Source organism: Micromonospora taraxaci (assembly GCF_007830095.1).
Lineage (GTDB): Bacteria > Actinomycetota > Actinomycetes > Mycobacteriales > Micromonosporaceae > Micromonospora > Micromonospora taraxaci.
Genome location: NZ_VIWZ01000001.1, coordinates 738600 through 762969, shown reverse-complemented (window position 1 = coordinate 762969; position 24370 = coordinate 738600). Strand labels below are relative to the sequence as shown.

22 protein-coding genes are annotated in these 24370 nt (G+C 72.2%); 8 read left to right on the top strand and 14 right to left on the bottom strand.

From position 1 onward, the window contains the following. Window positions 1-15: 15 nt before the first annotated feature. Window positions 16-2226, top strand: a complete 2211-nt coding sequence (locus FHU34_RS03615) for an AAA family ATPase (RefSeq protein WP_145778684.1) — start codon at window positions 16-18, stop codon at window positions 2224-2226. A gap of 93 nt (window positions 2227-2319) precedes the next feature. Beyond that, complete coding sequence (locus tag FHU34_RS03610) at window positions 2320-3252, top strand: NHL repeat-containing protein (protein WP_145778683.1); 933 nt, start codon at window positions 2320-2322, stop codon at window positions 3250-3252. Window positions 3253-3301: 49 nt separating this feature from the next. Here FHU34_RS03610 and FHU34_RS03605 read toward each other — a convergent pair whose 3' ends face one another. The 9 genes from FHU34_RS03605 to FHU34_RS03565 all read right to left on the bottom strand — a co-directional run bounded on the left by FHU34_RS03605 (window position 3302) and on the right by FHU34_RS03565 (window position 10079). Next, window positions 3302-3811 (bottom strand): GNAT family N-acetyltransferase, encoded by a 510-nt coding sequence (locus FHU34_RS03605; RefSeq protein WP_145778682.1) that lies wholly within the window; start codon window positions 3809-3811, stop codon window positions 3302-3304. A 131-nt stretch (window positions 3812-3942) separates the two neighbouring features. After that, entirely contained in the window at window positions 3943-4839 is an 897-nt protein-coding gene (locus tag FHU34_RS03600; protein WP_145778681.1) for a hypothetical protein, read from the bottom strand. Beyond that, a complete protein-coding gene (locus FHU34_RS03595) occupies window positions 4808-5407 on the bottom strand; it encodes a DUF3618 domain-containing protein (protein WP_145778680.1) in 600 nt (199 codons plus the stop codon). The genes FHU34_RS03600 and FHU34_RS03595 overlap by 32 nt, the downstream gene beginning before the upstream one ends. 22 nt (window positions 5408-5429) lie before the next feature. Further along, the gene (locus FHU34_RS03590; protein ID WP_145778679.1) at window positions 5430-5825 is read right to left on the bottom strand and encodes a phage holin family protein; all 396 of its coding nucleotides are present in this window, start codon (window positions 5823-5825) and stop codon (window positions 5430-5432) included. After that, window positions 5822-6460 (bottom strand): hypothetical protein, encoded by a 639-nt coding sequence (locus FHU34_RS03585; RefSeq protein WP_145778678.1) that lies wholly within the window; start codon window positions 6458-6460, stop codon window positions 5822-5824. Before FHU34_RS03585 ends, FHU34_RS03590 begins: the two co-directional genes overlap by 4 nt. A 181-nt stretch (window positions 6461-6641) precedes the next feature. Beyond that, complete coding sequence (locus tag FHU34_RS03580; RefSeq protein ID WP_145778677.1) at window positions 6642-7043, bottom strand: DUF3263 domain-containing protein; 402 nt, start codon at window positions 7041-7043, stop codon at window positions 6642-6644. 105 nt (window positions 7044-7148) lie between these two features. Further along, window positions 7149-8165: an ABC transporter permease subunit gene (locus FHU34_RS03575; protein WP_145778676.1), complete on the bottom strand. Its 1017-nt coding sequence runs from the start codon at window positions 8163-8165 to the stop codon at window positions 7149-7151. After that, window positions 8162-9172, bottom strand: a complete 1011-nt coding sequence (locus tag FHU34_RS03570; RefSeq protein ID WP_145778675.1) for an ABC transporter ATP-binding protein — start codon at window positions 9170-9172, stop codon at window positions 8162-8164. The genes FHU34_RS03575 and FHU34_RS03570 overlap by 4 nt, the downstream gene beginning before the upstream one ends. 121 nt (window positions 9173-9293) lie before the next feature. Further along, window positions 9294-10079 (bottom strand): DeoR/GlpR family DNA-binding transcription regulator, encoded by a 786-nt coding sequence (locus FHU34_RS03565; RefSeq protein WP_088987368.1) that lies wholly within the window; start codon window positions 10077-10079, stop codon window positions 9294-9296. Window positions 10080-10279: 200 nt separating this feature from the next. Between FHU34_RS03565 and FHU34_RS03560 the strand changes: the two genes are divergently transcribed. Genes FHU34_RS03560 through nagA form a run of 3 tightly spaced genes read left to right on the top strand, consistent with a single transcriptional unit; the run spans window position 10280 to window position 13283 of the window. Next, complete coding sequence (locus FHU34_RS03560) at window positions 10280-11209, top strand: SIS domain-containing protein (RefSeq protein WP_145778674.1); 930 nt, start codon at window positions 10280-10282, stop codon at window positions 11207-11209. After that, complete coding sequence (locus FHU34_RS03555; protein ID WP_280116473.1) at window positions 11206-12177, top strand: ROK family protein; 972 nt, start codon at window positions 11206-11208, stop codon at window positions 12175-12177. Before FHU34_RS03560 ends, FHU34_RS03555 begins: the two co-directional genes overlap by 4 nt. Beyond that, the gene (nagA, locus tag FHU34_RS03550; RefSeq protein ID WP_145778673.1) at window positions 12174-13283 is read left to right on the top strand and encodes an N-acetylglucosamine-6-phosphate deacetylase; all 1110 of its coding nucleotides are present in this window, start codon (window positions 12174-12176) and stop codon (window positions 13281-13283) included. Before FHU34_RS03555 ends, nagA begins: the two co-directional genes overlap by 4 nt. A 258-nt stretch (window positions 13284-13541) precedes the next feature. Here the strand turns inward: nagA and FHU34_RS03545 are convergent, their stop codons facing one another. Continuing rightward, on the bottom strand, window positions 13542-14753 hold the full coding sequence (locus tag FHU34_RS03545) for a DUF4032 domain-containing protein (protein WP_244311539.1): 1212 nt from the start codon (window positions 14751-14753) through the stop codon (window positions 13542-13544). A 132-nt stretch (window positions 14754-14885) separates the two neighbouring features. Here FHU34_RS03545 and FHU34_RS03540 point away from each other — a divergent pair, with 132 nt between their 5' ends. Both FHU34_RS03540 and FHU34_RS03535 read left to right on the top strand, forming a co-directional pair. After that, complete coding sequence (locus tag FHU34_RS03540) at window positions 14886-15623, top strand: phosphatase PAP2 family protein (protein WP_208745116.1); 738 nt, start codon at window positions 14886-14888, stop codon at window positions 15621-15623. Between the two features lie 11 nt (window positions 15624-15634). After that, window positions 15635-16900, top strand: coding sequence for an APC family permease (locus tag FHU34_RS03535; protein ID WP_145778670.1), 1266 nt, complete (start codon window positions 15635-15637; stop codon window positions 16898-16900). Here FHU34_RS03535 and FHU34_RS03530 read toward each other — a convergent pair. The 4 genes from FHU34_RS03530 to FHU34_RS03515 all read right to left on the bottom strand — a co-directional run bounded on the left by FHU34_RS03530 (window position 16879) and on the right by FHU34_RS03515 (window position 23776). Further along, window positions 16879-17664 (bottom strand): ABC transporter permease, encoded by a 786-nt coding sequence (locus FHU34_RS03530; protein ID WP_145778669.1) that lies wholly within the window; start codon window positions 17662-17664, stop codon window positions 16879-16881. The two genes, FHU34_RS03535 and FHU34_RS03530, sit on opposite strands and share 22 nt — an antisense overlap. Continuing rightward, on the bottom strand, window positions 17661-18650 hold the full coding sequence (locus tag FHU34_RS03525) for an ATP-binding cassette domain-containing protein (protein ID WP_145778668.1): 990 nt from the start codon (window positions 18648-18650) through the stop codon (window positions 17661-17663). Before FHU34_RS03525 ends, FHU34_RS03530 begins: the two co-directional genes overlap by 4 nt. 30 nt (window positions 18651-18680) lie before the next feature. Continuing rightward, the gene (locus FHU34_RS03520; RefSeq protein WP_145778667.1) at window positions 18681-21530 is read right to left on the bottom strand and encodes an AfsR/SARP family transcriptional regulator; all 2850 of its coding nucleotides are present in this window, start codon (window positions 21528-21530) and stop codon (window positions 18681-18683) included. Window positions 21531-21676: 146 nt separating this feature from the next. Further along, window positions 21677-23776: a potassium channel family protein gene (locus FHU34_RS03515; RefSeq protein WP_244311538.1), complete on the bottom strand. Its 2100-nt coding sequence runs from the start codon at window positions 23774-23776 to the stop codon at window positions 21677-21679. A gap of 94 nt (window positions 23777-23870) precedes the next feature. On the opposite strand from FHU34_RS03515, the gene FHU34_RS03510 reads away from it, so the two are divergent. Continuing rightward, window positions 23871-24353, top strand: a complete 483-nt coding sequence (locus tag FHU34_RS03510; RefSeq protein WP_145778666.1) for an MSMEG_6728 family protein — start codon at window positions 23871-23873, stop codon at window positions 24351-24353. Window positions 24354-24370 lie beyond the last annotated feature (17 nt).

Here is a 24370-nt window from a genome sequence, read left to right as displayed (position 1 = left end):
AGCTACGGTCGGGCGGTGGCGCAACCCGACCTGACCTTGACGGCGAGCCTACGGCCGGCCGCGCTGGACGCCCGACGGGGCATCGTACGGCTGCACCCGGAGGCGATGACCGCGCTGGGCCTACGTCCCGGTGACCCGGTCCGTCTCGCCGGCCGCCGGGAGACGGCCGGGATCGTGGCGGCGGCTGCTCCGGGCGCGAGCAGCGCCCTCCTGTACGCCGACGACCTGGTCCTGGGCAACCTGGGCCTGCGCGACGGCGGTCAGGTGCGGGTCAGCCCGGTGCCGCTGACCCCGGCGGGTCGGGTCGTCCTGGCCGGTCCGGTGGGGGTGGTGGCGGCGGTGAGCCCGGAGATGCTCCGGCTCGCCCTGCTGGGCAAGGTGCTCACCGCCGGTGACGACGTGTCGCTGTTGCCGCAGGACGTGCTGCCGGACGCGTCGGTGCGCGGCCTGGTCGAGGCGGCTCGTCGCAGCCTCGCCAACACCGTCGGTTTCGCCTGGACCAGCACCCTGCTCACAGTGGTCGCGGTCGAGCCGGCCGCCGGCGCTCTGGTCACCATGAACACGGCGGTCGCCTGGGAGCATGGCGCGGCCACGCACGGGCCCGGCCCGGTCGACACCGCGCCGCCCGAGCCGCGCGGCACGACCGACACGGCCCCGGCCGACGACGCCCCGGACGTGGACGAGCTACCCGGGCTGCGGGCCCAGGCCGAGGAGCTGACCGAACTGCTCGACCTCGGTTTCCACCACCGGGAGGTACTGGGCCGGCTGGGCACCACCATCTCCCTGGGTGTGCTGCTCGTCGGCCCGGCGGGCTCCGGGAAGTCGGCGCTGGTCCGGGCTGTCGCCGCCCGGGTCGGTGCCCGCGTCCACGCGATCTGGGCACCGGAGGTGGCCGCGCTGGCCAACCAGGCCGCCGCCGACCGACTGCGCGCCGCGGCGACAGCGGCCCGCGCGGGCGGTCCTGCTGTGCTGCTGGTCAGCGACGTCGAGGCGCTCGCACCGGCGGACGAGCCCGGCCCGGTGGCGACGGTGTTCCGCCAGGTGCTCGCGGAAAGCGTCCGGGCCGGCGTCGCAGTGGTCTGCGCCACCAGCCGACCGGAGGCGGTCGACAGCGCGCTGCGCGCGCCGGACCTGTTGTCGCTGCGGATCAACGTCCCGCTCCCCGACCAGGCGCTACGCCGCGAACAGCTCACCGTGCTGACCCGGCAGGTGCCACTGGCCGACGACGTCCGGCTGGACGAGGTGGCCGGGCGGACCCCCGGGTTCGTCGCAGCGGACCTGGCCGCGCTGGTCCGGGAGGCCGGCGTACGCGCGGCACTGCGGCAGAAGTCCGCCGAGACGCCGACGGTGTCGATGGCCGACTTCACCGCCGCCCTGGAGGTGGTCCGGCCGACCACGATGGCGGCGTCCACCCTGGACCTGGCGTCGGTGACCCTCGACGACGTGGGTGGCCTGGACGAGGTCAAGCAGACACTCACCGAGTCGGTGTTGTGGCCGTTGACCTACCCGGACACCTTCGCCCGGCTCGGGGTCCAACCGCCGCGTGGCGTGCTGCTCTACGGGCCACCTGGCTGCGGCAAGACGTACCTGGTCACGGCCCTGGCCGGGTCGGGGCGGGCCAACGTGCTGTCGGTGAAGGGCGCGGAACTGCTCTCCAAGTGGGTCGGCGAGAGCGAGCGCGCGGTCCGGGAACTGTTCCGCCGGGCCCGGGAGGCGGCCCCCACCCTGATCTTCCTGGACGAGGTGGATGCGCTGGCCCCGGTTCGCGGTCAGGCCACCGACGGGGGCACCACAGACCGGGTGGTCGCCGCGCTGCTCACCGAACTGGACGGGGTGGAGACGCTACGCAACGTGGTGGTGGTCGGCGCGACGAACCGGCCGGACCTGGTCGACCCGGCGCTGCTGCGACCGGGCCGGTTGGAGCGGCTGGTCTACGTGCCGCCGCCGGACGGGCCGGCCCGCGCGGAGATCCTGCGGGCCGCGTCCCGCCAGGTGCCGCTGGCCCCGGACGTGGACCTGTCGACCCTCGGCGACGAGTTGACCGGCTTCTCCGCCGCCGACTGCGCCGCGCTGGTGCGGGAGGCGGCGCTGGCCGCCATGCGTGAGTCGCTCGCCGCCGCAACGGTCACCGCCGCGCACGTGGCGACCGCGCGAGCACGGGTACGCCCGTCGCTGGACCCGGCCCAGGTGGCCTGGCTGGCCGCGTACGCCGCTGACCGGGAGTGAGCAGACCAGCACAACCTTTCGTCGCGCCCCAGACGTCCGTAGAACGACATGCTCCTGAGTGGAGTCGTCCACTCCGACGTCAGGCGGTGCTCCTTGCACAGGCTCTTCTCCCTTCTCGTCGTCCCGCTGCTGGCGGCGGCGACAGTGTCCACGGTCGGCGCACCGGCGGCCGCCCACCCGTCGAAGCCGTTCCCGGCCCGGATCGCCCTGCCCGACGGGTTCACCCCCGAGGGGTTGACCATCGGCCACGGCACGACCGTCTACGTGGGATCCGTTCTCGACGGCGCGGTGTGGCGGGGTGACCTCCGCACCGGGCGCGGCTCGGTGCTGATCCCCGGCACACCGGGTAAGCCCAAGGCGGGCCTCGAACTCGACCGGCGGGGCCGGCTCTGGACCGCCGACTTCTACACCGGCGGGGCCAGCGTGTACGACCCGCGCACTGGTACCCGGCTGGCCCACTACCAGTTCAACGACGGGTCGAGCACCCTGGTCAACGACCTGGTGATCACCGAACGGGCGGTCTACTTCACCGACTCCGTACGCCCGGTGCTGTACGTGGTGCCGCTGGGCCCGGGCGGTCGGCTGCCGGCTCCCACCGCCTTCCAGGTGCTGCCACTCACCGGTCCCGGGGCGACGCCGGACGCGTTCAACAACGGGATCGTGGCGCTGCCGAACGGAGATCTGCTGGTCGCACAGATGCTGACCGGGCAACTGGTACGCGTCGACCCCCGTACCGGCGGCAGCGGTCTCTTCGACCTCGGCGGCTACTCGGTGGACCGGGCCGACGGGCTGGTGCTGCGGGGGCGCACCCTGCACGTGATCCGCAACCTGTCCAACGTCATCGCCGTGGTCCGGCTGAACGGCGCGTACACCGCCGGGGTGGTGCAGCGGGAGATCACCGGGCCGCAGCTGCGGTCACCGGCCACCGGTGACCTGCTCGGCTCGGCGTTGTACGTGGTGAACGGCCGCTTCGACGTGGAGTCGACGCCGAGCACCGACTACGACATCGTCCGCGTACCTGCCTGACCCGGGACGGTCGGCGGTGGCCTGCCCGGTCGCCGCCGACCGGACGGCGTCAGAGCGCGGGTGGCGTCGAATCCAGGCAGATCTCGGCGCGCACCTTCCCGCCCTGCTCATGCAGTTTCGCGCCACATTTTTCGAGGACGGCGACAGCGCCTACGTTGTCCGGAGTCGTCTCCGCTACCACGATCCGCATGCCCGCTCGGGCGGCGGCGTTCAACAGCTCCCGCAGGGCGGCCGCGCCGATCCCCTGTCCGCGCGCCGAGCGACCGAGCCACATCCCCGTCTCGACCGTGTCGGGCTCGTCACAGTGCGTCATCCGCACCATGCCCACCACCTCGCCGCCGGCGAGGATCGCGTACATCTGCGAGCGGGTCGGGCCGTCCAGACCTCCGAAGCTCGCCCGATGGAACTCCCGAAACGCCTCGCGGCGGGCGAGCGACCAACCGGCGGGGGCTTCGACCGGCGGCATGACATCGCCGGGCTCCGCCTCGGCAGCCGCTACGGAGAGCAACGGCTCCAGGTTCCCCTCGTCCACCGGCTCCAGCCGGACCGCACCCGCCACGTGCCGCAGTCTGCCGCCCCCATCGGCCGAAGTCCACCCCAATGGCGATGCACTGGCGGTCCGGCTACCGGTCCCGGCCGGTCGGGCGGCCTGGGTGTTGCTCATCACGCTCTGTCGTCACCCGTTGGTGGTCAGGCGGTCGGCTCGAACTCGCAGAACACCACCGAGGCGTCGTCGGTCGCCTTGTGCCGGCGCAACCGATCACTGTGGTCGCGCTCGGCGGCCCGGACCCGGTCGATCAACCCGCCCGGCCCGTCCACGCTCAGCAGGTCCAGCAGACCGGGCCAGTCGGTCAACCCGAACTGCTCCACGGCGCTGGACGCGCCGTCGCTGAGCAGAGCCGCCCGGCGGAGCGCCGTCGGACCGTGCCGGGGCAGGGTCCCGGTCACCGCGTGGAAGGCCGCGTCGGGGTCGGCCGCCGCGACCCAGTAGCCGTGGGTGCGGTTCATCCGCTCCCGCTGGACGCTCACCGCGTGCCGGAACCGGGTGGCCGGGTCCGCCGCCCCGCCCGGCAGCACGGCGACCGTCTCCCGCAACTCCGCCATCGCCGCGTCCAGCCGGTTGTCGGTCACCACGCTCACCTGACCGCCGCAGTCCAGGACCAGTGGGCTGTCGCAGAGCACCAGGTAGTCGACCTGGTCACCGCAGTCGCGCAGGAGGCAGACCGTGCTGGACGGGGTGCCGGGATGGTCGAGGTCGCACTGCTCGCCGTGGTCGGCGCGTACCGCGAGGATGGCGGCGGCCAGGTTACTGGTCAGACGGGCCGCCGGGCGGACCGCCTCCGCCACGGCGATCCGGGCGGCCAGGTGCCGCACGTACCACTCCGGCCCGTGCACGCAGCCGGTGTCGAAGCCCTCCGGCACTGTCGCGCCGTCGAGGACACCGACCAGCGGGCCGATCCGGAAGACCAGATCCTCGTTGACCGGTCGGCCCGGGGCCGGCGCGGACGCGGATCGCACCCGCATCGTCGACGCCGGCCCCGGCACGCCGATCGGGTCAGCGCTGCCGGAGGTCGTCGGCGGCCGCATGCGCCTCTCCCTGCACCTGGCCGGCGGCCGAACGGCCCTGGTCGCGTACCGCGGACATGCCCTGCTGGGCGCTGGAGCGCACCGACTGTGCCGCCTGCTGCGCCGGCTCGCGCATGTTGTCCTGCATCTGGCGCCCGACCTGGCTCGCCTGCTGGCGAAGCTCGTCGGAGTGCTCACTGACCAGGCCGCGGGCCCGTCCGGCGAGTTGCCGCTCCCGCCCGCTCGGCGGAATCAGCGAGGCAGCCAGCAGACCGACGCCGAAGGCGACCATACCCGCGGCAAGCGGGTTGCCCTGTGCCTGCTCACGGGACTGCTGCCCGAGCGACCGGGTCTCGTCGCGTACCGCTCCGGCCGCGTGCGACATCCGTTGGTTGGCTTCCTGACCCAGATGGTTGGAGTTGCCCATCATCTTCTCCTTCGCTCGGGTGAGCGCGCCACGAGCCTGCCCGACGCTGTCACCGGCGATCCGACGCGGGTTGACCTTGTCGGCCAGGGCGTCGACGTCACTGCTCAACTCGTTGCGGGTGGTCTCGATCTCCCGCCGGATCCGATCCGGATCACTGGACATGATCTGTTCCCTCCCGACTGGTTCAGCGGCCCCGCAGAGCGTCCGGCAACTCCCGGGCGGTCTGCTTCGTCCGGGGCAGAACGGCACGTGCCCGCTTCAGCTGGGTCCGGGCGTTGAGGAAGAGGCCACCGGCGACGGCGGCCCAGATGATCGCGACGATCAGCGCCGCCCATCCCTGGTCCATCACGTTGGACAGCCCCCACCACACGGCGTACGAGACGAACAGCACGGCCAGGAACCCGGCCACCCCCGCACCGCCGAACATCCCGCCGGCCTTGCCCGCCTGGCTGACCTCCTCGCGCAGCTCGGCCTTGGCCAGCTCGACCTCCTTGCGCACCAGAGTGGACACGTCCCGCGTCACGTCACCGAGGAGTTCACCGACCGACGCCTGGGTGCGTTCCTTCTCCGGGGCGCTCACGGTGCGACCCCGCCGGGCAGGTCCGACTCGGGACGACCGGCCGGCGAGACGTTCCGCGCCCGCGCCGTCCCGACGTACGGCTGCTGACCGGTATCCGCCGGTGCGCCCTGCGGTGCCGGCTGCGCGCCGCCCGAACTCCCGTTTCCACCGTCGTCGGAGGCGGGCGCGGTCAGACCACGGGTGAGCCGCCCGACGAGTAGTCCGGCGACAGCCGCGCCCGCCAGGAACGTCCCCGGGTGGCGACGTGCGTACGTGCGTACCTCGTCGAGGACCTCGCCGGGTTCGCGTTCGTCGAGCCACCCGGCGGCCTGCTGGGCGGCGTCGGCCGCCTTGCGTACCACCTGACCGGCCAGCCCGGAGTCGCCGTCCCGCTCGGCCATCGAACCGAGGTTCTGGCCCAGGTCGCGAAGTCCTTCGGCGGCCCGTCGCTGTTGCGTCTGCGCCTGATCTCGAAGCTGCCCACCGGCCTGGCCGGTCAACTGCTGGGCCTGTCGTCGCGCCTCAGCGGCCACCTGCCCGCCCTGTTCGGCGGCGCTGTGGGCGACCTGACCGCCCGCCTGGGTAGCCTGGTGGCCTACTCGGGAAGCCTCCTGCCGGGCCTGCTGCGCACGCCCGCTCTGATTCGTTGCCGTCATGCTCCGCTCCCCCCTGGGTGCTCGGTCGCCTGGCGACCCCGGAACGTCTGCCGCCTACCCGCCTGGCCAGCCGGCATGCGAGGTGCCGACTGGCCGGGACGGGAAGGCCGGCAGTGGGGGCCGCACCGGGAGGAACCGCCTAACCCGACCGGCAGGGACACAGCGGGAGGTAGTGCGCCGGTCAGCGGCGGCGGTTGCGGGCCCGGGACGAACGCAGCCGACGGAGTCGACCGACCAGCACCGGGTCGGCGGCGAGCGCGGCAGGGTTGTCCAGCAGCCCGTTGAGCAGTTGGTAGTAGCGGGTCGAGGAAACTCCGAACGTGTCCCGGACGGCCTGCTCCTTGGCCCCGGCGTGCCGCCACCACTGCTGCTCGAAGGCGAGGATGGCCCGCTCCCGCTCGGTCAACAGGGCCGCCGGGTCGACAGGCTGGACGGGCGCTGGTTCGTCGGTCGGCTCGGCCGGCTGCGCCGGCTCGTCGGCGGTCTCGATGGGCGGCGCCGGCCGGGGAGTCGGAACGGTCGGCCCGACGCCACCCGGACGAGCGTCGGCGGACGACTCTGGGGTGGTGGCGTCGGCGGACATTCGCTCAGCCTAGCCAGCGAGCACCCCTGTCGCAGCAGCCGGCGCGGCGGTGCCCGAACGCACGGAGGCCCCCGGCGTGTGCCGGGGGCCTCCGTAGCCGGTATCTCAGGAAATGTCGCGGCGACGCATCGCCCAGAGCGCAGCCCCGAGGATCACCACCAAGCCGACCGAGAACATGACTGACGACTGCTGCCAGGTGATGTCCATCGTCTCCGGCTTGCACTCCCCGTAGAAGGTCGCGTTGCAGGAGTTCCAGTTCTGCAGGGTGACCGTCTTGGTCATCCAGGCCAGCGCGTACGTGGGCAGCAGCCAGGCCTCGGCGAACTTCACGTTCGCCATCGACAGCAGGATGCCCAGGCCGAACTGGCCGACCACCATCAGCGCCACCACGCCGCCGAGGGCCATCGCGGTGTGCCGACCCAGCGAGGCGAGGGCGAAGCCGATGGTGGTCAGCACCAGCACCAGCGCCACACCGCGTACCCCGGTCAGGATGGCCGACTGCATGACGCCGGACGTCACCTTCTCGGTGCTGCCCCGGAAGGTGGCCACCGCCCAGAAACCAGCGAACCACAGCACCGCGGCGGGCAGCGTCACCGCCAGGATGCCGGTGAGCAGCGCGGCCAGCTTGGTGAGGAGTACGGTGAGCCGCTTCGGCCGCCAGAGCAGCAGGTTCATCATGCCGCCGGTGCTCCACTCGGCACCGACGAAGGACGCGCCGATCACGAACCCGACGAGCGCGAGGATCGCCGCGAACGGGATCAGCGTCTCGTCGAACGTCTTCCGGAAGTTGAACGTCGACGGCAGGAACCACTCCGCCTTGATCTCCTCCCGGGGCGGCGGCGTGATCACCGAACAGTCGTCCGGGTAGCGGCCGTCGCTCGGCGTGCCGGCCGTCTTGGCCTTCTCACACTCCGCGCGCTCCCTCTCGCTCCAGCGCACCTGCTCCTGGTACTGCTGGTCCGCCTGACGCTCGGCCCGGGCAAGCTGCCCAGCGTCGATCTTCTGGTTGGTGAAGAACACACCGACCACCACCGCCGCCAGCACCACCAGACCGAGCAGCGTCATGTAGCGGGTGAAACGCCGCTTGGCGAGCCGGCGCAGCTCCGTACGATAGAGGCTCACGCGCCCCACCCTCCTCCGGCGGGGCCGGGCTGACCCGTCCCGCCGACCTTCATGGACTCGTCGACCTGCCGGTGCTGACCGGGTACCGGCGCGGTGGCGGTCAGTTCGAGGAAGACGCTCTCCAGATCGACGGCGATCGGCGCCAACTCGCTGACGTAGAGGTTCTGCTCGGCGAGCAGCCGCGTCACCGAGGCCGGCTTGTCGACGCCGGCCAGCATCAGGTGGTCGGGGTGCCCGGTGACCCGGATCCCGGCCTTGGTGAGCGCCTCGGTGGCCACCGGCAGGTCGCTGACCGCCTCCAACCGGATCCGGACCGCACCTGACGAGTGCTGTGCGAGCACCTCGTCGACCGGGCCGAACGCGACCCGCCGACCCAGCGAGATGATGGTGACCGAGTCACAGATCAGCTGGATCTCACCGAGGATGTGGCTGGACAGCACCACTGTCATCCCCGATTCGGCGAGGTTGCGCATCAACGTGCGCATCTCCCGGATGCCGCCCGGGTCGAGGCCGTTGGCGGGCTCGTCGAGGATGAGCAGCTTCGGGTTCTTCAGGAGGGCCGAGGCGACGGCGAGCCGCTGCTTCATGCCCAGCGAGTACGTCTTGACTCGCTCCCCCGCCCGGTCGCGCAGCCCGACGAGTTCCAACACCTCGTCGACGCGGGTGGCCGGCACCTCGCCCGCCCCGGCCAGTAGGGACAGCGTGTCCCGCGCCGTGAAGTGCGGGAAGAACTGCGGGCTCTCCACAATCGCACCGACCTGGCCGGCGACAGCGGGCAGCGCGTCGGGAACCTCGTGCCCGAGCAGCGCCATCCGGCCGCCGTCGGGTCGGATCAGGCCGAGCAGGGTACGCAGCGTGGTGGTCTTGCCGGACCCGTTGGGGCCCAGGAAGCCGTGCACCTGCCCCGCGTCGACCCGCATGTCGAAGCCGTCGAGCGCGTTGCGGGTGCCGCGTCGACGACTCTTGTACGTCTTACGTAGACCTTCGATCTCCAGGACAGCTGGCAAGCTGCACCTCCCCCGATGGGTGGGCGTGACAGCCGACACCATACGCGGTATGCAGACGCACGCAATACGCGGTATGCATCGACGCGCCGAATGGGCTACTTCATCGACGGAACGTGACGGCTCAGGCGCAGACGACCTGGACGCCGGCGGCGCGGAACGCCTCCACCACCTCCGGTGCGGCACCGGAGTCGGTCACCAACGTCTCCACCCGCTCGACGGGGCAGATCCGGGCGAAGGCGTGGCCGCCCAACTTGGACGAATCGGCGATGATCACCACGCGCTTGGCCCGGGCCACCATCAGGTTGTTCATCGCCGCCTCGCCCTCGTGATGGGCGGCCGCGCCGAGCTGCGGGTCGATCGCGTCCACACCTAGCAACGCGACGTCCAGGGTGACCTCACGCAGCAGCGCCCCGCCCAGCGGGCCGACGAGTTCGAACGACTTCGGGCGCACCACCCCGCCGGCCACCACGACCTTCATCCGGGACCGCACCAGCAGCTCGTTGGCGATGTTCAGGGCGTTGGTGACCACTGTGAGCTGGGCGCCCTCGGCGCTGGTGTTCAGGTCCGGCCGGACGGCGAGGGCCCTCGCCACCTCGGTGCTGGTGGTGCCGCCGTTCAGGCCGACCACGGTGCCCGGCGTGACCAGCGCGGCGGCGGCCGCGCCGATCCGCTGCTTCTCCGCCGAGTGCTTCGCCGTCTTGTAGCGCAGCGGCAGGTCGTACGAGACGCCGTTGGCGACCGCGCCACCCCGCGTCCTCGTGATCATCTGCTGCTGGGCGAGCTGGTCGAAGTCACGCCGGATGGTGGCCTGGGAGACGTCCAACCGCTCGGCTGCCGCCTCGACGCTGACCCGGCCGTTGTCGGTCAGCATCTCGAGAAGGGCGTTCCATCTGGCGTACCGGTCCACCGCGGAGGCCCTCCCAGCAACTGCACGGACGGTGATTGATTGCGTGCACACTAGTGCGCGAAACTAGGTGGGCGCAAAAGACTGACCTGCGCGATCGGCTAGCCGGTTGCCACGACCACCCGCATTCGCGCAGAATAACGCGCGAAATGCGGGTCTAACGAGCCGTATTGCGCACCGGTCGCCCCTGCGAGGAGTTTGCCATGGCGTACGTGGACGCGGAGATCGCGAGCCAACCCGACTGCTGGCGGGAGGCGGCCGAGCTGGCCGGCGTCGTCCACGGCGACCTCCCGCGCCCCGGTGAACGAGTCGCGGTGGTCGGTTGCGGCACGTCGTGGTTCATGGCCATGGCGTACGCGGCCCGCCGCGAGCAGGCCGGCCAGGGTGAGACCGACGCGTTCCAGGCGTCCGAGTTCCCCACCGGCCGCCACTACGACCGGCTGATCGCCATCAGCCGCTCCGGCTGCACGACCGAGGTGCTCGAACTGCTCGCCGCACTGCGCGGGCGGACACCCACCACTGTCATCGTCGGCGACCCGGCGTCCCCGGCCGTCGACCTCGCCGCCGCCGCGGTGACCATGCCCTTCGCCGACGAGCGGTCGGTGGTGCAGACCCGCTTCGCGACCACCGCGCTGGCCCTGCTCCGCGCCCACCTCGGCGACCCGGTCACCGCCCTTGCCGCCGACGCCGAGGTGGCGGTGCGCTCCCCGCTGCCGATCGACCCGGCCACCATCGGGCAGGTCACGTTCCTCGGTCGGGGGTGGACGATCGGGTTGGCCCAGGAGGCCGCCCTGAAGTGCCGCGAAACGGCGATCTTCTGGGCCGAGGCGTACCCGGCGATGGACTACCGACACGGGCCCATCTCGGTCGCCGCACCCGGCCGGCTGGTCTGGGCGTTCGGCGAACTGCCCGACGGGCTACCCGAGGACGTGGCCGCGACCGGCGCGGCTTTCGTACACAGTCGCACCCACGGTTGGCGCACGGTGCTCGGTAGCTGGTCCGCTGGTCGTACCCCGGTCGACCCCATGGCCGACCTGATCCTGGCGCAACGCTTCGCAGTCGCGCTGGCCACCAGCCGGGGCCTCGACCCGGACGCGCCCCGGCACCTGTCCCGGGCCGTGGTGCTGGCGTGAGCCGCGGCGACGCCGCGCCTACCGACCCGGTGGTCGTCGCGCTGGACGTCGGCGGCACCGGCATGAAGTGCGCCCTGGTGCGGCCGGACGGCGTCGCGGTACGCACCGAGCGGCACCCCACCGACGCCGCGCGCGGCCCGGCGGCAGTGGTCGCCACCATCCTGGACGTCGCCGAAGGGCTCGCCGACAAGGCCCGCGCCGACGGCCTCACCCCGATCGCGGTCGGCATCGCCGTCCCCGGTGTGGTGGACGAGGCGCGCGGGGTCGCGGTCTGGTCGGCGAACGTGGGCTTCCGGGACGTACCCCTGCGGGACCTGGCGGTGCGGCGGCTCGGCCTGCCGACGGCGCTCGGTCACGACGTGCGTGTCGGTGGTCTCGCCGAGGCCCGGCTCGGTGCCGGTCGCGGCACCGGGCACGTGCTGTTCGTGGCGATCGGCACCGGCATCGCCGCAGCGCACGTCGTGAACGGCCACGCCGCAGTGGGCGCGCACGGCGCTGCCGGGGAGATCGGCCACATCCTGGTCCGGCCGGACGGGCCGCGCTGCGGCTGCGGCCGACCCGGCTGCCTGGAGGCGGTCGCCTCGGCAGCGGCGGTCGGACGCCGGTACGCCGAACTGGCCGGCGAGGCCGCCGACGCTCCGGTGTCAGCCGCCGAGGTGGCCGAACGGGCCGCAACCGGCGAACCACTCGCCAGCCAGGTCTGGCAGGAGACGGTCGAGGCGCTCGCCGACGGCCTGGCCAGCGGGCAGGCGCTGTTCGACGTGGCGACGATCGTGCTCGGCGGCGGCCTCGCCCAGGCCGGTGATCTGCTGCTGACCCCGCTGCGGGCGGCGCTGCACGAACGGATGACCTTCCACCGGGAGCCGCAACTGGTCGCGGCAGCCCTCGGCGACGAGGCCGGTTGCCTCGGTGCTGCCCTGCTCGCAATGGACGCCGTGCGCGGCCACGACCACCAGGAGAAACGATGACGGTACGGGTGAACGGCCGCGTGGTGACCCCGACCGGTGTCATCCGACAGGGCTGCGTCGAGTGGGACGGGGATCGGATCACCGCGGTCGCCGAGTACCCGACGGTCCGTGACGGGCACTGGATCGTACCGGGCTTCGTCGACATGCACACGCATGGCGGCGGCGGGCACACCTTCACCACCGGGGACACCGACGAGGCCCGGGCGGCTGCCGACTTCCACCTCGCGCACGGCACGACCACAGTGCTGGCGAGCCTGGTCAGCGCACCCTTCGAGTTGATGCGCTCGGCCACCGAGGCGTTCACCCCGCTGGTTGAGGAGGGCGTGCTGGCGGGTGTCCACTTCGAAGGGCCGTACCTCTCCGCGTCGCGTTGCGGCGCCCAGAACCCGGAGTACCTCCGCGACCCGTCGACCGACGAGCTGACCGAATTGATCAAGCTGGGCCGGGGCGCGGTCCGGATGGTCACCCTCGCCCCGGAACGCGACGGCGCGTTGGAGGCGATCAGGCTGCTCGCCTCGCAGCGGGTGGTGGCGGCGGTCGGCCACACCGACGCCACATACGAGCAGACCCAGGCCGCCGTCGCCGCCGGTGCCAGCGTCGGCACCCACCTGTTCAACGGCATGCGACCGGTGCACCACCGCGAGCCGGGCCCGGTGGTGGCCCTGCTCGACGCGCCCACCGTGATCTGTGAGCTGATCGCCGACGGGGTGCACCTGCACGACGGCATGCTGACCTACGTCGCCGCGACCGCCGGTCCGGACCGGGCCGCGCTGATCACCGACGCGATGGCCGCCGCCGGAATGGCCGACGGGGAGTACGAGCTGGGCGGTCAGGCCGTCACAGTGACCGACGGGGTGGCCCGGCTCGCCCGCGACGGCGCGATCGCCGGAAGCACCCTGACCATGGACGCCGCACTGCGGCACGCCGTGAGTGCCGGAATCCCGATCGCCGACGCGGCTCGGATGGTGGCCACCACCCCGGCCCGGGCCATCGGCCTGGGCGACCGGGTCGGCGCCCTCCAGGTCGGACTCCGCGCCGACCTGGTGGTGCTGGACGACGACCTGAACGTGGTGCGGGTGCTGCGCGGAGGCTCCTGGGTGGACTGACAGTTACCGCCCCCGCTGAGAGCCAGGCCGCTACCGACCGCGCCTGGTGCGCCGCCTGTCGAGCTGCCCCACATCCGGGGCAGACCAGGCGCGCGAGCACCCCGACGCGGGATCGCCTCCACGGTGCCGGTCACGTCGCGCTGCCCCACATCCGGGGCAGCTCGACAGGGCACCTGGAGAGCCTTTGGAGCTGAATCGTCTACGACATCAGCTCCAAAGGCAGCCACCAGATAGTCCGGTCGCCGAACCGGCGGGGTCTCAGCTCAGGCTGGGGACTTCCACGCCGAGGATGGCCTGCTCGTCGGGGCGGTGCACCAGCACGTCGGTCAGGTACGACTGGACCGCGTGGCGCATTCCGACGTCCCGGCCAGCCTGCTCGGAGAGCAGCCACTTGTGCTCGATGATCTGCGCGAACAGCTCCTGCGGCTCCAACTTTCGACGCAGGTGCGCGGGAACCGCCCGGACGACCGGCTCGAAGACCTCGGTCAGCCAACGGTGCGCGGCCTGCTGCTCGTCGATCAGGTCGCTCTCCGCCCGGTAGGCGTCCAGGTCGTTGAGCAGCTTGCGCGCCTGGTTCTCCTCGGCGTCCAGACCGGTCAGCCGCAGCAGCCGCCGGGTGTGGTAGCCGGCGTCCACCACCTTCGGCCGGACCAGGAAACGTCCGTCCTCGCCACCCGACATGGCCACCTCGGCCACGTCGAAGCCCAGTTCGTTGAGGCGGCGGATCCGGCCCTCGATGTCGCGCCGGGCCTCCCGCTCGATCGCCTGCTCGTAGGTGATCTCGTGCCACAGCCGCTCGTAGCGTTGCACGACCTCCTCGCAGACCACCTCCGGGTCGATGGACTCGTGCAGCAGGCCGGCGGCCTGCAGGTCCAACGCCTCGCCGAAGATGTTCACCCGGGCGATCTCCAGGTCCTCACCGCGCTGACCGTTGGAGAGCGAGTTGTGCAACGCGCCGGTCTCCGCGTCCACCAGGTAGGCGGCGAACGCACCCGCGTCCCGGCGGAACAGCGTGTTCGACAGCGAACAGTCGCCCCAGAAGAAGCCGGTCAGGTGCATCCGCACGATCAGGGCGGCGAGCGCGTCGAGCAGCCGGCTCATCGTCTCCGGTCGCAGCGTGTGCGAGAAGAGCGCACGGTACGGCAGCGAGAACTGGAGGTGCCGGGTGATCAGCACCGATTCGAGGGGCTCCCCGTCCTCGGTCTGCCGGTCGGCGACGACAGCCACCGCCTCGACCGAGGGGAAGTCGATCCGCTCCAGGGCCCGGAGCAGGTCGTACTCCCGCTCGGCGATCCGCTCGCGGGTCTCCTTGAACGCGTAGACGTAGTCACCGAGCCGGACGAACCGGACGATGTGTCGGGAGATGCCCTGCGGCAGGGCCACCAGATGTTGGGCAGGCCACTCCTCCAGCGGAGTCGACCAGGGCAGGTCGAGCAGCGCCGGGTCGACGAGGGCAGACGTGATCCGCACGGGCACAAGCATGACGCCTCGCCCCCCGCATCCGCCTCACTTCGTGGTTGGGCCCACAGCGCCGAACACCCCGGCCTCGCATCGGGCCGGTAGCGTGGTCGCGTGCTCAAACCCACGGCGGTACGACGTGACCTGCGGCTACGGCCCGTCCGCCCGGCCGGCTGGTGGTTCGACGCCCTCCTGCTCGTCGGTCTGGTCGGGTTGACGGCGGCGCTCGCCGCCAATCACCTCTTCGGGTTGGACCGGGCGGTCGCCGACTGGGCCGACGCGCATCGACCGACGGCGGCCTACTGGGTCGCCCGGGTGCTGAACTTCCTCGGCCAGGGCACCCCGCTCACCCTGATCGGCGTCGGGCTGGGCGTGCTGCTGGCCGTCCGGCTGCGGTCGGTGCGGCCGATCCTGCTGCCGGTGGTCGGGTTCGTGATCACGACCTTCACTATCGGTCCGCTGAAGGTCTGGACCGCGCGGGCGGCACCGAGCGCCAGCGTCAAGGAGCCATACCTGTCGCCCGACCAGACCCTTCCGCTCTTCCACGACGACCTGCCGGTGCGATTCGCCCAGTCCTACCCTTCGGGGCACGTCGCCAACGCCATCGTCTGGTACGGCGTCATCGCGCTGCTGCTCGCCCCGCTGGCCCGCAGCTTCGGCCGGCAACTCCCAAGCCGGCTGGTCACCGTGATCCGCATCGTTCCGCCGCTGGTGGTCCTCACCACCACCACCTACCTGGGTTGGCACTGGCTGACCGACTCGGTGGCCGGGCTGCTGCTGGGGCTCTTCCTGGACCGGCTGCTGCACCGGGTGCCCTGGGACGACCTGCCCCTCCCCGGTCGGTTACGCGAATGGGACCGGCCGTTCACGTCGTACCCCTAGGGTTTCGGTCCGTGGATCAACTGGCGCGGCGGCTCGGCGTACCCGATGCGGTTGTCATCGGTCTGGGCTCGATGCTCGGCGCGGGCGTCTTCGTGGTCTTCGGTCCGGCCGCGGCGGCGGCCGGCGGCGCCGGTCTGCTGCCCGCGCTGGTGCTCGCCGGTTTCATCGCCTTCTGTAACGCGACCAGCTCGGCGCGGCTGGCGGCCCGTTACCCGGAGTCCGGCGGCACCTACGTCTACGGGCGGGAACGTCTCGGGCCGTTCGCCGGGTTCGTGGCCGGTTGGGGGTTCGTGGTCGGCAAGACGGCGAGCTGCGCGGCGATGGCGTTGACCATCGGGGCGTACCTGTGGCCGGGGCAGGCCCGGCTGGTCGCGGTCGGCGCGGTGCTCGCGGTGACCGCCGTGAACCTGCGAGGCATCGCCAAGACGGCCACCGCCACGAAACTGCTGGTGGCGCTCGTGCTCGCGGTGCTGACAGTGGTCGCTGTGGTCGGCGTGGTGGGCGGTCCGGTGCGCCTGGACCGGTTGGGCGAGGCGGGCGGCTCCGCGCGGGGCGTGCTCACCGCGGCAGGGCTGCTGTTCTTCGCCTTCGCCGGGTACGCACGGATCGCCACCCTCGGCGAGGAGGTCCGCGACCCGCGGCGGACGATCCCCCGCGCGGTGCCGCTGGCCCTCGGGCTGGTGTTCGCGATCTACCTGGTGCTGGCGGTGGTCACGCTCGGCGTGCTCGGCGCCGACCGGCTGGCCGATTCCGCCGCGCCCCTGGTCGACGTGGTGACCGCCGCCGGGCTGCCCGGCCTGGCGTGGGTAGTCCGCGCCGGTGCCACCATCGCCGTCGTCGGGGTGCTGCTGTCCCTGGTCGCCGGGGTCGGCCGGACCACCCTCGCCATGGCCCGCCGCCGTGACCTGCCCGGCGTGCTGGCCGCCGTGCACCAGGTACGCCAGGTGCCCCACCGGGCCGAGGTGGCGGTGGCCGCCGTGGTGATCGTTGTGGTGCTGCTCGGCGACGTACGGCAGGCGATCGGCTTCTCCAGCTGCACGGTGCTGGTCTACTACGCGATCACCAACGCGGCGGCGCTCACGTTGGGCCGGGACCCGGACCGGCGGTCGCCGGTCCGGGTCGTTGCCGCTCTGGGGCTGGTCGGCTGTCTGCTGCTCGCTGTCAACCTGCCGCTCGGCAGCGTCCTCGCCGGGTTCGGCGTGCTCGCCGTCGGAGCCGCCTGGTACGCGCTACGGGCGGGCCACCGGTGGCCTGGTCAGCGGCTCAACCGCCGGTAGCGGCGCACCGCCAACGGGGCGAAGATCGCGATCAGGAGCGCCGGCCACAGCACCGCCAACAGCATGGCGTGCTCCGCCGGCCAGGAGTCGCCACCCAGGCCCGGGTTGCCGAACAGTTCGCGGATCGCCGCGACGGTGGCCGACAGCGGGTTCCACTCCGAGATCGTCCCGATGACCGACGGCATCAGCTCGGGCGACACGAAGACGTTGGAGATCGCGGTGAGCGGAAACGCGGCCGGGAAGACGATCACGCCGACGGTGTCCGGGTTACGGACGAGCAGCGCCAGGTAGATCCCGATCCAGGTGATCGCGACGCGGAGCAGCAGGAGCAGCCCGACGGCGAGCAACGCCTTGCCCACACCCTGCCGCCACTGCCACCCGACGAGCAGACCACAGATGAGCAGGGTGGACATCTCCAGCAGCGCGCGGAGCAGGTCGGCCGCACTGCGACCGGTCATCAGGGCGGACCGGGCCATCGGCATCGACCGGAACCGGTCGACGACACCTCGACTGAGGTCCAACGCCACGCCGGTCGCGGTGGCGCCCAGGCCGTACAGCATCGTCATCACGAACACGCCGGGCAGCAGGAACTCGCGATAGTTGCCACCGCCGGCCACCTGCATGCCGCTGCCGAACACGTACCCGAAGACCAGCACGAACATGATCGGCAGCGAGAAGTAGAGGATCAACTCCTCCGGCGAGCGGATCACGTGGATCATGTTCCGCCTGGTCATCGTCCAACCGTCGGCCACCGCTGCCGTCATGCCAGGTCCGCCTTTCGTCCTACCCCGACGGGCTCGCGAGCCTCGTCGGGCCGGTGCCCGGTCAGGTACAGGAACGCCTCGTCCAGCGTCGCGCGCCGCAGACCGATGTCCTCGACAGCGATCCCCGCGTCGTCCAAGGCCCGCACCACGTCGACCAGCCCGGCGACCCGGTCGGCCACCGGAACGCTGAGTCGCCGGACCTCCGGATCGACCTCGGGTTCAGCGCCGCAGATCGGCCCGACGATGCGGGCGGCCCGGGTCAGGGCGGCGACGTCGCGTACCACCACCTCGACGCGGTCACCGCCGGTCATCGCCTTCAGCTCGTCCGGTGAGCCCTCGGCCACCACCCGCCCGGCGTCGATCACCGAGATGCGGTGGGCGAGCTGATCGGCCTCCTCCAGGTACTGCGTGGTGAGCAGCACAGTGGTCCCGTCCGCGACCAGCGCGCGAACCAGGTCCCACACCTGGTTGCGGCTGCGCGGGTCCAGGCCGGTAGTGGGTTCGTCGAGGAAGAGCACACGCGGGGTACGGATCAGACTGGCAGCGAGGTCCAGCCGTCGGCGCATCCCGCCCGAGTACTCACCGGCGGAGCGACTCGCCGCGTCCTCCAGCCCGAACCGTTCCAGCAGCTCGTCGGCGCGTTGACGGGCCGCCCGGCGGCCGAGCCGGAACAGCCGGCCGAACAGCTCCAGGTTCTGCCGGCCGCTGAGGGTCTCGTCGACCGCCGCGTACTGCCCGGTCAGCCCGATCCGGGCACGCACCTCGTCCGGCTGGCGCAGCACGTCGTACCCGGCCACGCTGGCCCGGCCCGCGTCGAAACGCAGCAGCGTGGCAAGGATCCGTACCGCCGTCGTCTTACCCGCGCCGTTGGGGCCGAGCAGCCCGTACACCGTGCCGGTCGGGACGGCCAGGTCGAACGAGTCCAGCGCGCGGGTCGGGCCGTACCGCTTGCCCAGGCCCTCGGCGACCACTTCGAATGTCGTCATGCCCCCACGGTGCGGTGGTCTGCTGACGGGTCACGCACCGTCCGCTGACGGTGGCGCACCAGGCCCGACCTTCTCCGCCTCGGCGATCTGCTCGAGAACGAACACGACCTCCGTCCTCGTTGCCTCGCCGACGTACCAGCCGGTGAGTCCCCCGATCAACGCCGCTTCGCAGAACCGCCTCGCCTCGGCCAGGTCGCCGCTCAGTCGTGCCACCTGGGCGAGGCCGAGCCGGGCGGCGGAGACGAATTCCGGTGCGCCGCTACGCTGCGCGAGGAGCAGGGCGGCGGCGAAGTCGTCGCGCGCCGCGGCGAGGTCACCGGCGCGCAGCCTGATCTCGCCCCGGGTACGCAGCATGTCGGCCTGGTCGACCACCGATTCGAGTTCTTCGGCCAGCCTCATGGCCTGGTCCATGTGGGCGCCCGCCGCTTCCGGATCGTCGCGCCAGGCCGCGAGTTCGCCGAGCACCCCCAATGTGATCATGCATCCCCAGCGGTCCCCGGCCTGCCGGAACCCGTCGAGCGCAGTCTCCAGTTCCGTTCCGGCCTGGTCCCACCTACCACTCCACATCAGCGCCGAGCCGCTCCCCATCGCGCCCAACGCGTTGATCCACACGTCCGAGCCGACCAGCCGTCGCAGCTCCCGCATCAGCTCGTTGACGTGCTCGGACCCGCCCGACGGCGGGCCGGCCGAGATCCCCGACAGATACAGCAGAAAGGGTTGCCGGGGCGGTCGGTCGAGACTGCGGATGACGGAACGCTGCGTACCCAGCGAGTCCAGAGGCCCGGATCCGCCAAGCGAGGCGTTGTAGACGCAGAGCGCGTACTCCTCGCGCAGCTCCGGAGGCGCTTCGGCGCCGAGCAGACCGAGGACGTCGGCGGCCAGCCGGGCACCTTCGCCGCGCATGCCGCGCAGCCACCAGTAGAACGACAGGGCCGCGACCATGCCGGCCGCGTCGGCGGCGTCACCTGCTGCGGTGGCACGGCGCAGCGCGGCGTGGAGGTTGTCCCGTTCGGCGTCGAGCCGTCGCAGCCAGTGCAACTGCTCCGGGCGTCGAAGGTGGTCGCTGGCGTTCCGGGCGAACTCCAAGAAGTACGCGGTGTGCGCACGACGCTGGTCGTCGGCCTCGCCCGCGTCGGCGAGACGCTCGGCGCAGAACGCACGGACCGTCTCCAACATCCGGTAACGACCATCTGCCATCTCCACGAAGGACTTGTCGACGAGACCGGTCAGCGCCTCCACGAAGTCACCGCGGGGCAGGCCGCAGACCTGCCCCGCCGCTTCCAGCGTCGCGCCACCGGCGAAGACGGTGAGACGACGGGCCAGTCTGCGTTCCGCGTCGTCGAGCAGATCCCAGCTCCACTCGACCACCGCCCGGAGTGTGCGGTGTCGCGGCGACGCGGCACGGCTGCCCATCGACAGCAGTCGGACCCGGTCGTCGAGGCGGACGGCCACCTCGGCGACGGGCAGCGCACGCAGCCGGGCGGCGGCCAACTCGATCGCCAACGGCAGGCCGTCGAGGGTGCGGCAGATCCGCAGCACCGTGTCGACGTTGGCCGGCGTGATGGTGAAGTCGGGTACGACGTCGGCGGCCCGCTGGGCGAAGAGTCGGACGGCGGCAGAGTCGTCGGCGTGCCGCGCGGACGCGCCCGGTGGTGGCACTGTGAGCCCGGACAGCGGGCACAACGCCTCGCCGGCCAACCCGAGCGGTTCGCGGCTCGTGGCCAGGACACGCAATGCCGGGCACGCGCCCAGCAACCGGGCGGCCAGCCGGGCGGCGTCGGCGATGACGTGTTCGCAGTTGTCGAGCACGAGCAGCAGCCGACGCTCGGCGAGCGCCTCGACGAGCCGGTCGGTGGGGTGCCGACCCGGCTCGGCCGGGGCGCGCAGGCCCGCGTCGCGCAGGCCGAGCGCGGTCAACACCGCCTGCGGTACGTCGGAACCGTCGGCCAACCCGGCCAACTCGACGAAGCGGACCTCCCCGTCCTGGCGGCCGGCTGCCTCGATCGCCAACCGGGTCTTGCCCGCTCCTCCGGGACCGATGAGGGTGACCAGCCTCCGTTCGCCGAGCAGATCGCCGACGCGCTTGAGCTCCTCGTCTCTCCCGACGAACGTGGTGAGCTGGCTCGGCAACGCCCGTTGGGTCGCCCCGCGTTCCTCACCGCGAAGCACCGCGAGGTGGATCGCGGCCAGCTCCGCCGACGGGTCGGCACCGAGCTGCTCTGCGAGGGTGCTCCGGGCGTCCTCGAACTCGGCCAGCGCCTCCGCCGGCCGGCCCAGTGCGGCCAGGGCACGCATGAGCTGGCCCCGTGACCGCTCCCGCAGCGGATGCGCGACGACGAACTCCCGCAGCTCCGCGACCAGTGCGGCCGACGCACCCATCGCCAGGTCCGCGTCGACCCGGTCTTCGATCGCGGCCAGCCGTAGTTCGTCCAGCCGGGCCGCCTGGGCGGGCGCGCCCGGCACATCGGCCAGGGCGGGGCCACGCCACAGCTCCAGCGCCTCGCGCAACACGGTCGCCGCTCGGGGCCAGTCACCACCGGCGAGCGCGCGCCGCCCGGCCTCGGCACGTCGCTCGAACCGGTACGCGTCGACATCCTCGGGGTCCACGGCGAGGCGGTAGCCGGCCGGGTGGAACTCGATCGGGTTCTGCTCGGCGGGCAGAGTCTGGCGCAGCCGTGACACCTGGGACTGGAGCGCGTTGACCGCACCTCGGGGCGGGTGTTCGCCGTACAGGCCGTCGATCAGTCGGTCGGCGGAGACGACGCGTCCCGCGTCGAGCAGGAGGAGCGCCAGCAGCGCGCGCAGCCGAGGGCCGCCCACGGGAATCTCGCGCCCGTCGGCCAGCAGCACCTGGGTCGGCCCCAGGATGCGGAAACGCATGCCATGGATTGTCGCTCAGCGCCGGTCTGTACCTACGGCCCGATCTGCCGACTGCACGGTTCGGCGAAATCGCGGTATCACAGCGCCGGGGATACCCCCACATCGGCGAAACGGAGTGGATCAACCCGCAAGCGCTGGGATGCGGTTCACGCGCCCCGGGGCGCCCTGGGGGGTTCGTGAATGCTTGCGCGGTGTGCTCGAGAGTCAGGTTCGTCCCGTAGGCGAGCGTCGTCAGCCAGCTGGCCCGACCACTCGTCAACGCCCGCACCCTGGGCCGGCGGCACGGCCCCGACGGTTGGCAAGCGGGACGGTGACACCGGGTGGGCCGCGCCCGGGGCGGAGGCCGCTACCTCCTGATCGCTCGGTCCGGCCGGCGAGGCGTGCTCGGCAGGGACGGGCAGCGACCCCGCGGATCGGGCGGCGCCGGGTGACGCCGGCACGGGCCGGGGCACCGATCCGACGTGACCGGGCGGCGTCAGCGTCCTGCCCGGCACGGGTGGGGCGCACTGCCGGGTCAGCCAGTCCAACCCGCGCCGGCGGGCGACGACTGTCAACCGGTCGCCCGCGAAGATCACCTGTCGGGGGTCGAGGTCCTTCCACCAGATCGTCTTGCCACCGCCGGCCGGAGTCCGGGCGATCAGTCGGACCTGCCCGTCCCGGTTGACCACGTCCAGCGGTCGTCCGTCCAGCTCGGATCCCGCGGCGACCGGCACCTCGGCCACCGGCAGCGCGTGCCTGTCGACCGGGATTGTGGTGATCACCGCGCGTTCGGTGAGCGCACCGATGAAGGCCGGGGCGGCCAGGTAGGAGACCGACCGGGACACCCCGAGGGCGAAGGTCTCCTCCACCCGCTCGGCGAAGTCACCGTCGAAGAACCGCAGCACCACCCGCAGGTCGTTACGCAGGTCGCGGGCGGTGAGCGCCGCCTCCAGGTTGGCGACATCGTCGGTGGAGGCCACCACCAGCGCCTGGCATTCCGCCACCGACGCGGCGACGAGCGTCTCCGGCAGTGCGGCGTCGCCAACGATCAGCGGCACCTCCAGTTGACGGGCCAGGGCGGCGCCGCGCGGTTCCGGGTCCTTGTCGATCGCCACCACCTCGACGTCGTACTCGCGCAGTTGCGCCATGACCCGGGTGCCGACGTTGCCCAGACCGATCACCACGACGTGCCCGGCCCGCGCCGGCTGCAACCGGCCGGTGTGCAGAGCCAGCCGGGCGTTGACGATGCCGTCCACCACCACCGCGGTGATCAGCGGGATCAGCGCCAACCCGGCCAGGTTGAGCACCACCTGCATGATCTGCGCGTCCGGCGGCTTGCCGGTGTCCGGGTCGGCGCCGCTGAGCGTGGTGACGAGCGTCAGGTACAACGCTTCCAACGGAGAGACGTTCTCGGCGCGGGAGATCAGCGCCCCCAGCACCGCGATCAGCGCGAGCACCAGCATCACCGCGATGCCGATCTTGCGGGTGGCGAACCCACGGACGGCCCGCATCAGTACGGCGACCGGGCGACGCCGCCGGCGGGCCCGGACCAACCGACGGGCGGCGACCTCGGTGCCCGGTGGCTGCCCGGTCGCCTCAGCGAGCACCAGGTCCGCGCCGGCCTGCTCGGCCGGCAGCAACTCCACACCCTGCGCCTCGGTGAGGTGGGCCAACGCGCACACCACGTCCTGCGGTCGGACGTCGGCCCGCCGCGCCACCCGTAGCGTCTTGTCCCGATGTTGAAAGGAGCTGGGGTCGACCTCGTTGAGGGCGGCGGCCACGAAGGCCGGCGCGGCCATCTCGGCGTCGGAGAGCACCTCGACCGGCGCCTTCAGCAGTTTGCGCACGCCGTCGGCGAGGGTGCCGTTGAACATCCGCAGCACCTGGCGGACCCGCTGGTCGACGGCCTGCGCGCAGAGCGCGGCGTGCAGGTTGCCGACGTCGTCCTGGTTCAGCAGGGCCAACCCGGCCGCCCCGGCCAGACCGGCGGCTTCGAAGGTGTCCACGTCCAGCCGATCCGAGCGGACCACCCGGACTCCTCGTAGTGCCGCCACGTCCGGGCCGTTGCTGCGGTAGCGCTCCGGCACCACGACTGTCACCCGGGCCCCACCCACCGGCAGTTCGGATTCGAGCATCGCCCGGGCCACGTAGTAGGCGAGTGCGTCCTTGCCGCAGACCACGTAGTGCGGGCGCGGATCGCCGGCGGAGCGCAGCCGCCAGTTCCACTCGACCGCCCGTCGCGCCCGGTCCCGCCACGGCTCTGCCATGCCCGGATCGTAATCAGCGCTGCCCTGCTGGGCGACCCTGTCCGGATCATCCCCGGTCAGGAATGCCCGCTTCGGCGACGGGTAGAGCAGCGGCATGCAGACGTTCCTCCCGTACCCGGACTTCCTGGCCAGCGCCCGCACGCTGGACCAGAAGCGGCTGGGCAAGCAGCGGGTGGAGGCCATCCAGGTGCTACGCGGGCTCACCCGACCCGATTACGGCTGGCGCAACCATCCGGCCGTGAAGATGTGGGCCGGGTACGAGGAGGCGCTCACCCGCTACGGGCTGGACATGTGCGCGGTGTGGACCGAGCCGGGGCGGGCGGACACCTGCGCCACCACGATGACCGTCGACCTCGCCGCCGCCTGCGGGGCCGGTGTCGTACGCACCCAGGAGGAGCTCGATCAGGCCGGTGAGCTGCCCCCGTGGCTGGGTCGCGACGACCTGCACCTGAGCCACCGCTCGTCGTTGCTGCGGAAGGACCCGTCGCACTACCGCCCCCTGTTCGGCAACGACGTCCCGGAGGATCTGGAGTACGTCTGGCCCGCCTCCGACCGCGAGCGCCGCTGCCTTCCGTAGGGGAGACTGGCCGACGG

Bases quoted from the DNA above. Each gene is read 5' to 3' on its own strand.
- nagA (WP_145778673.1), top strand. From the start codon at position 12,174: ATGACGGTACGGGTGAACGGCCGCGTGGTGACCCCGACCGGTGTCATC.
- FHU34_RS03525 (WP_145778668.1), bottom strand. From the start codon at position 18,650: ATGACGACATTCGAAGTGGTCGCCGAGGGCCTGGGCAAGCGGTACGGC.
- FHU34_RS03600 (WP_145778681.1), bottom strand. From the start codon at position 4,839: ATGCGGCCGCCGACGACCTCCGGCAGCGCTGACCCGATCGGCGTGCCG.
- FHU34_RS03595 (WP_145778680.1), bottom strand. From the start codon at position 5,407: ATGTCCAGTGATCCGGATCGGATCCGGCGGGAGATCGAGACCACCCGC.
- FHU34_RS03515 (WP_244311538.1), bottom strand. From the start codon at position 23,776: ATGGCAGAGCCGTGGCGGGACCGGGCGCGACGGGCGGTCGAGTGGAAC.
- FHU34_RS03520 (WP_145778667.1), bottom strand. From the start codon at position 21,530: ATGCGTTTCCGCATCCTGGGGCCGACCCAGGTGCTGCTGGCCGACGGG.
- FHU34_RS03585 (WP_145778678.1), bottom strand. From the start codon at position 6,460: ATGACGGCAACGAATCAGAGCGGGCGTGCGCAGCAGGCCCGGCAGGAG.
- FHU34_RS03510 (WP_145778666.1), top strand. From the start codon at position 23,871: ATGCAGACGTTCCTCCCGTACCCGGACTTCCTGGCCAGCGCCCGCACG.
- FHU34_RS03560 (WP_145778674.1), top strand. From the start codon at position 10,280: ATGGCGTACGTGGACGCGGAGATCGCGAGCCAACCCGACTGCTGGCGG.
- FHU34_RS03530 (WP_145778669.1), bottom strand. From the start codon at position 17,664: ATGACGGCAGCGGTGGCCGACGGTTGGACGATGACCAGGCGGAACATG.
- FHU34_RS03580 (WP_145778677.1), bottom strand. From the start codon at position 7,043: ATGTCCGCCGACGCCACCACCCCAGAGTCGTCCGCCGACGCTCGTCCG.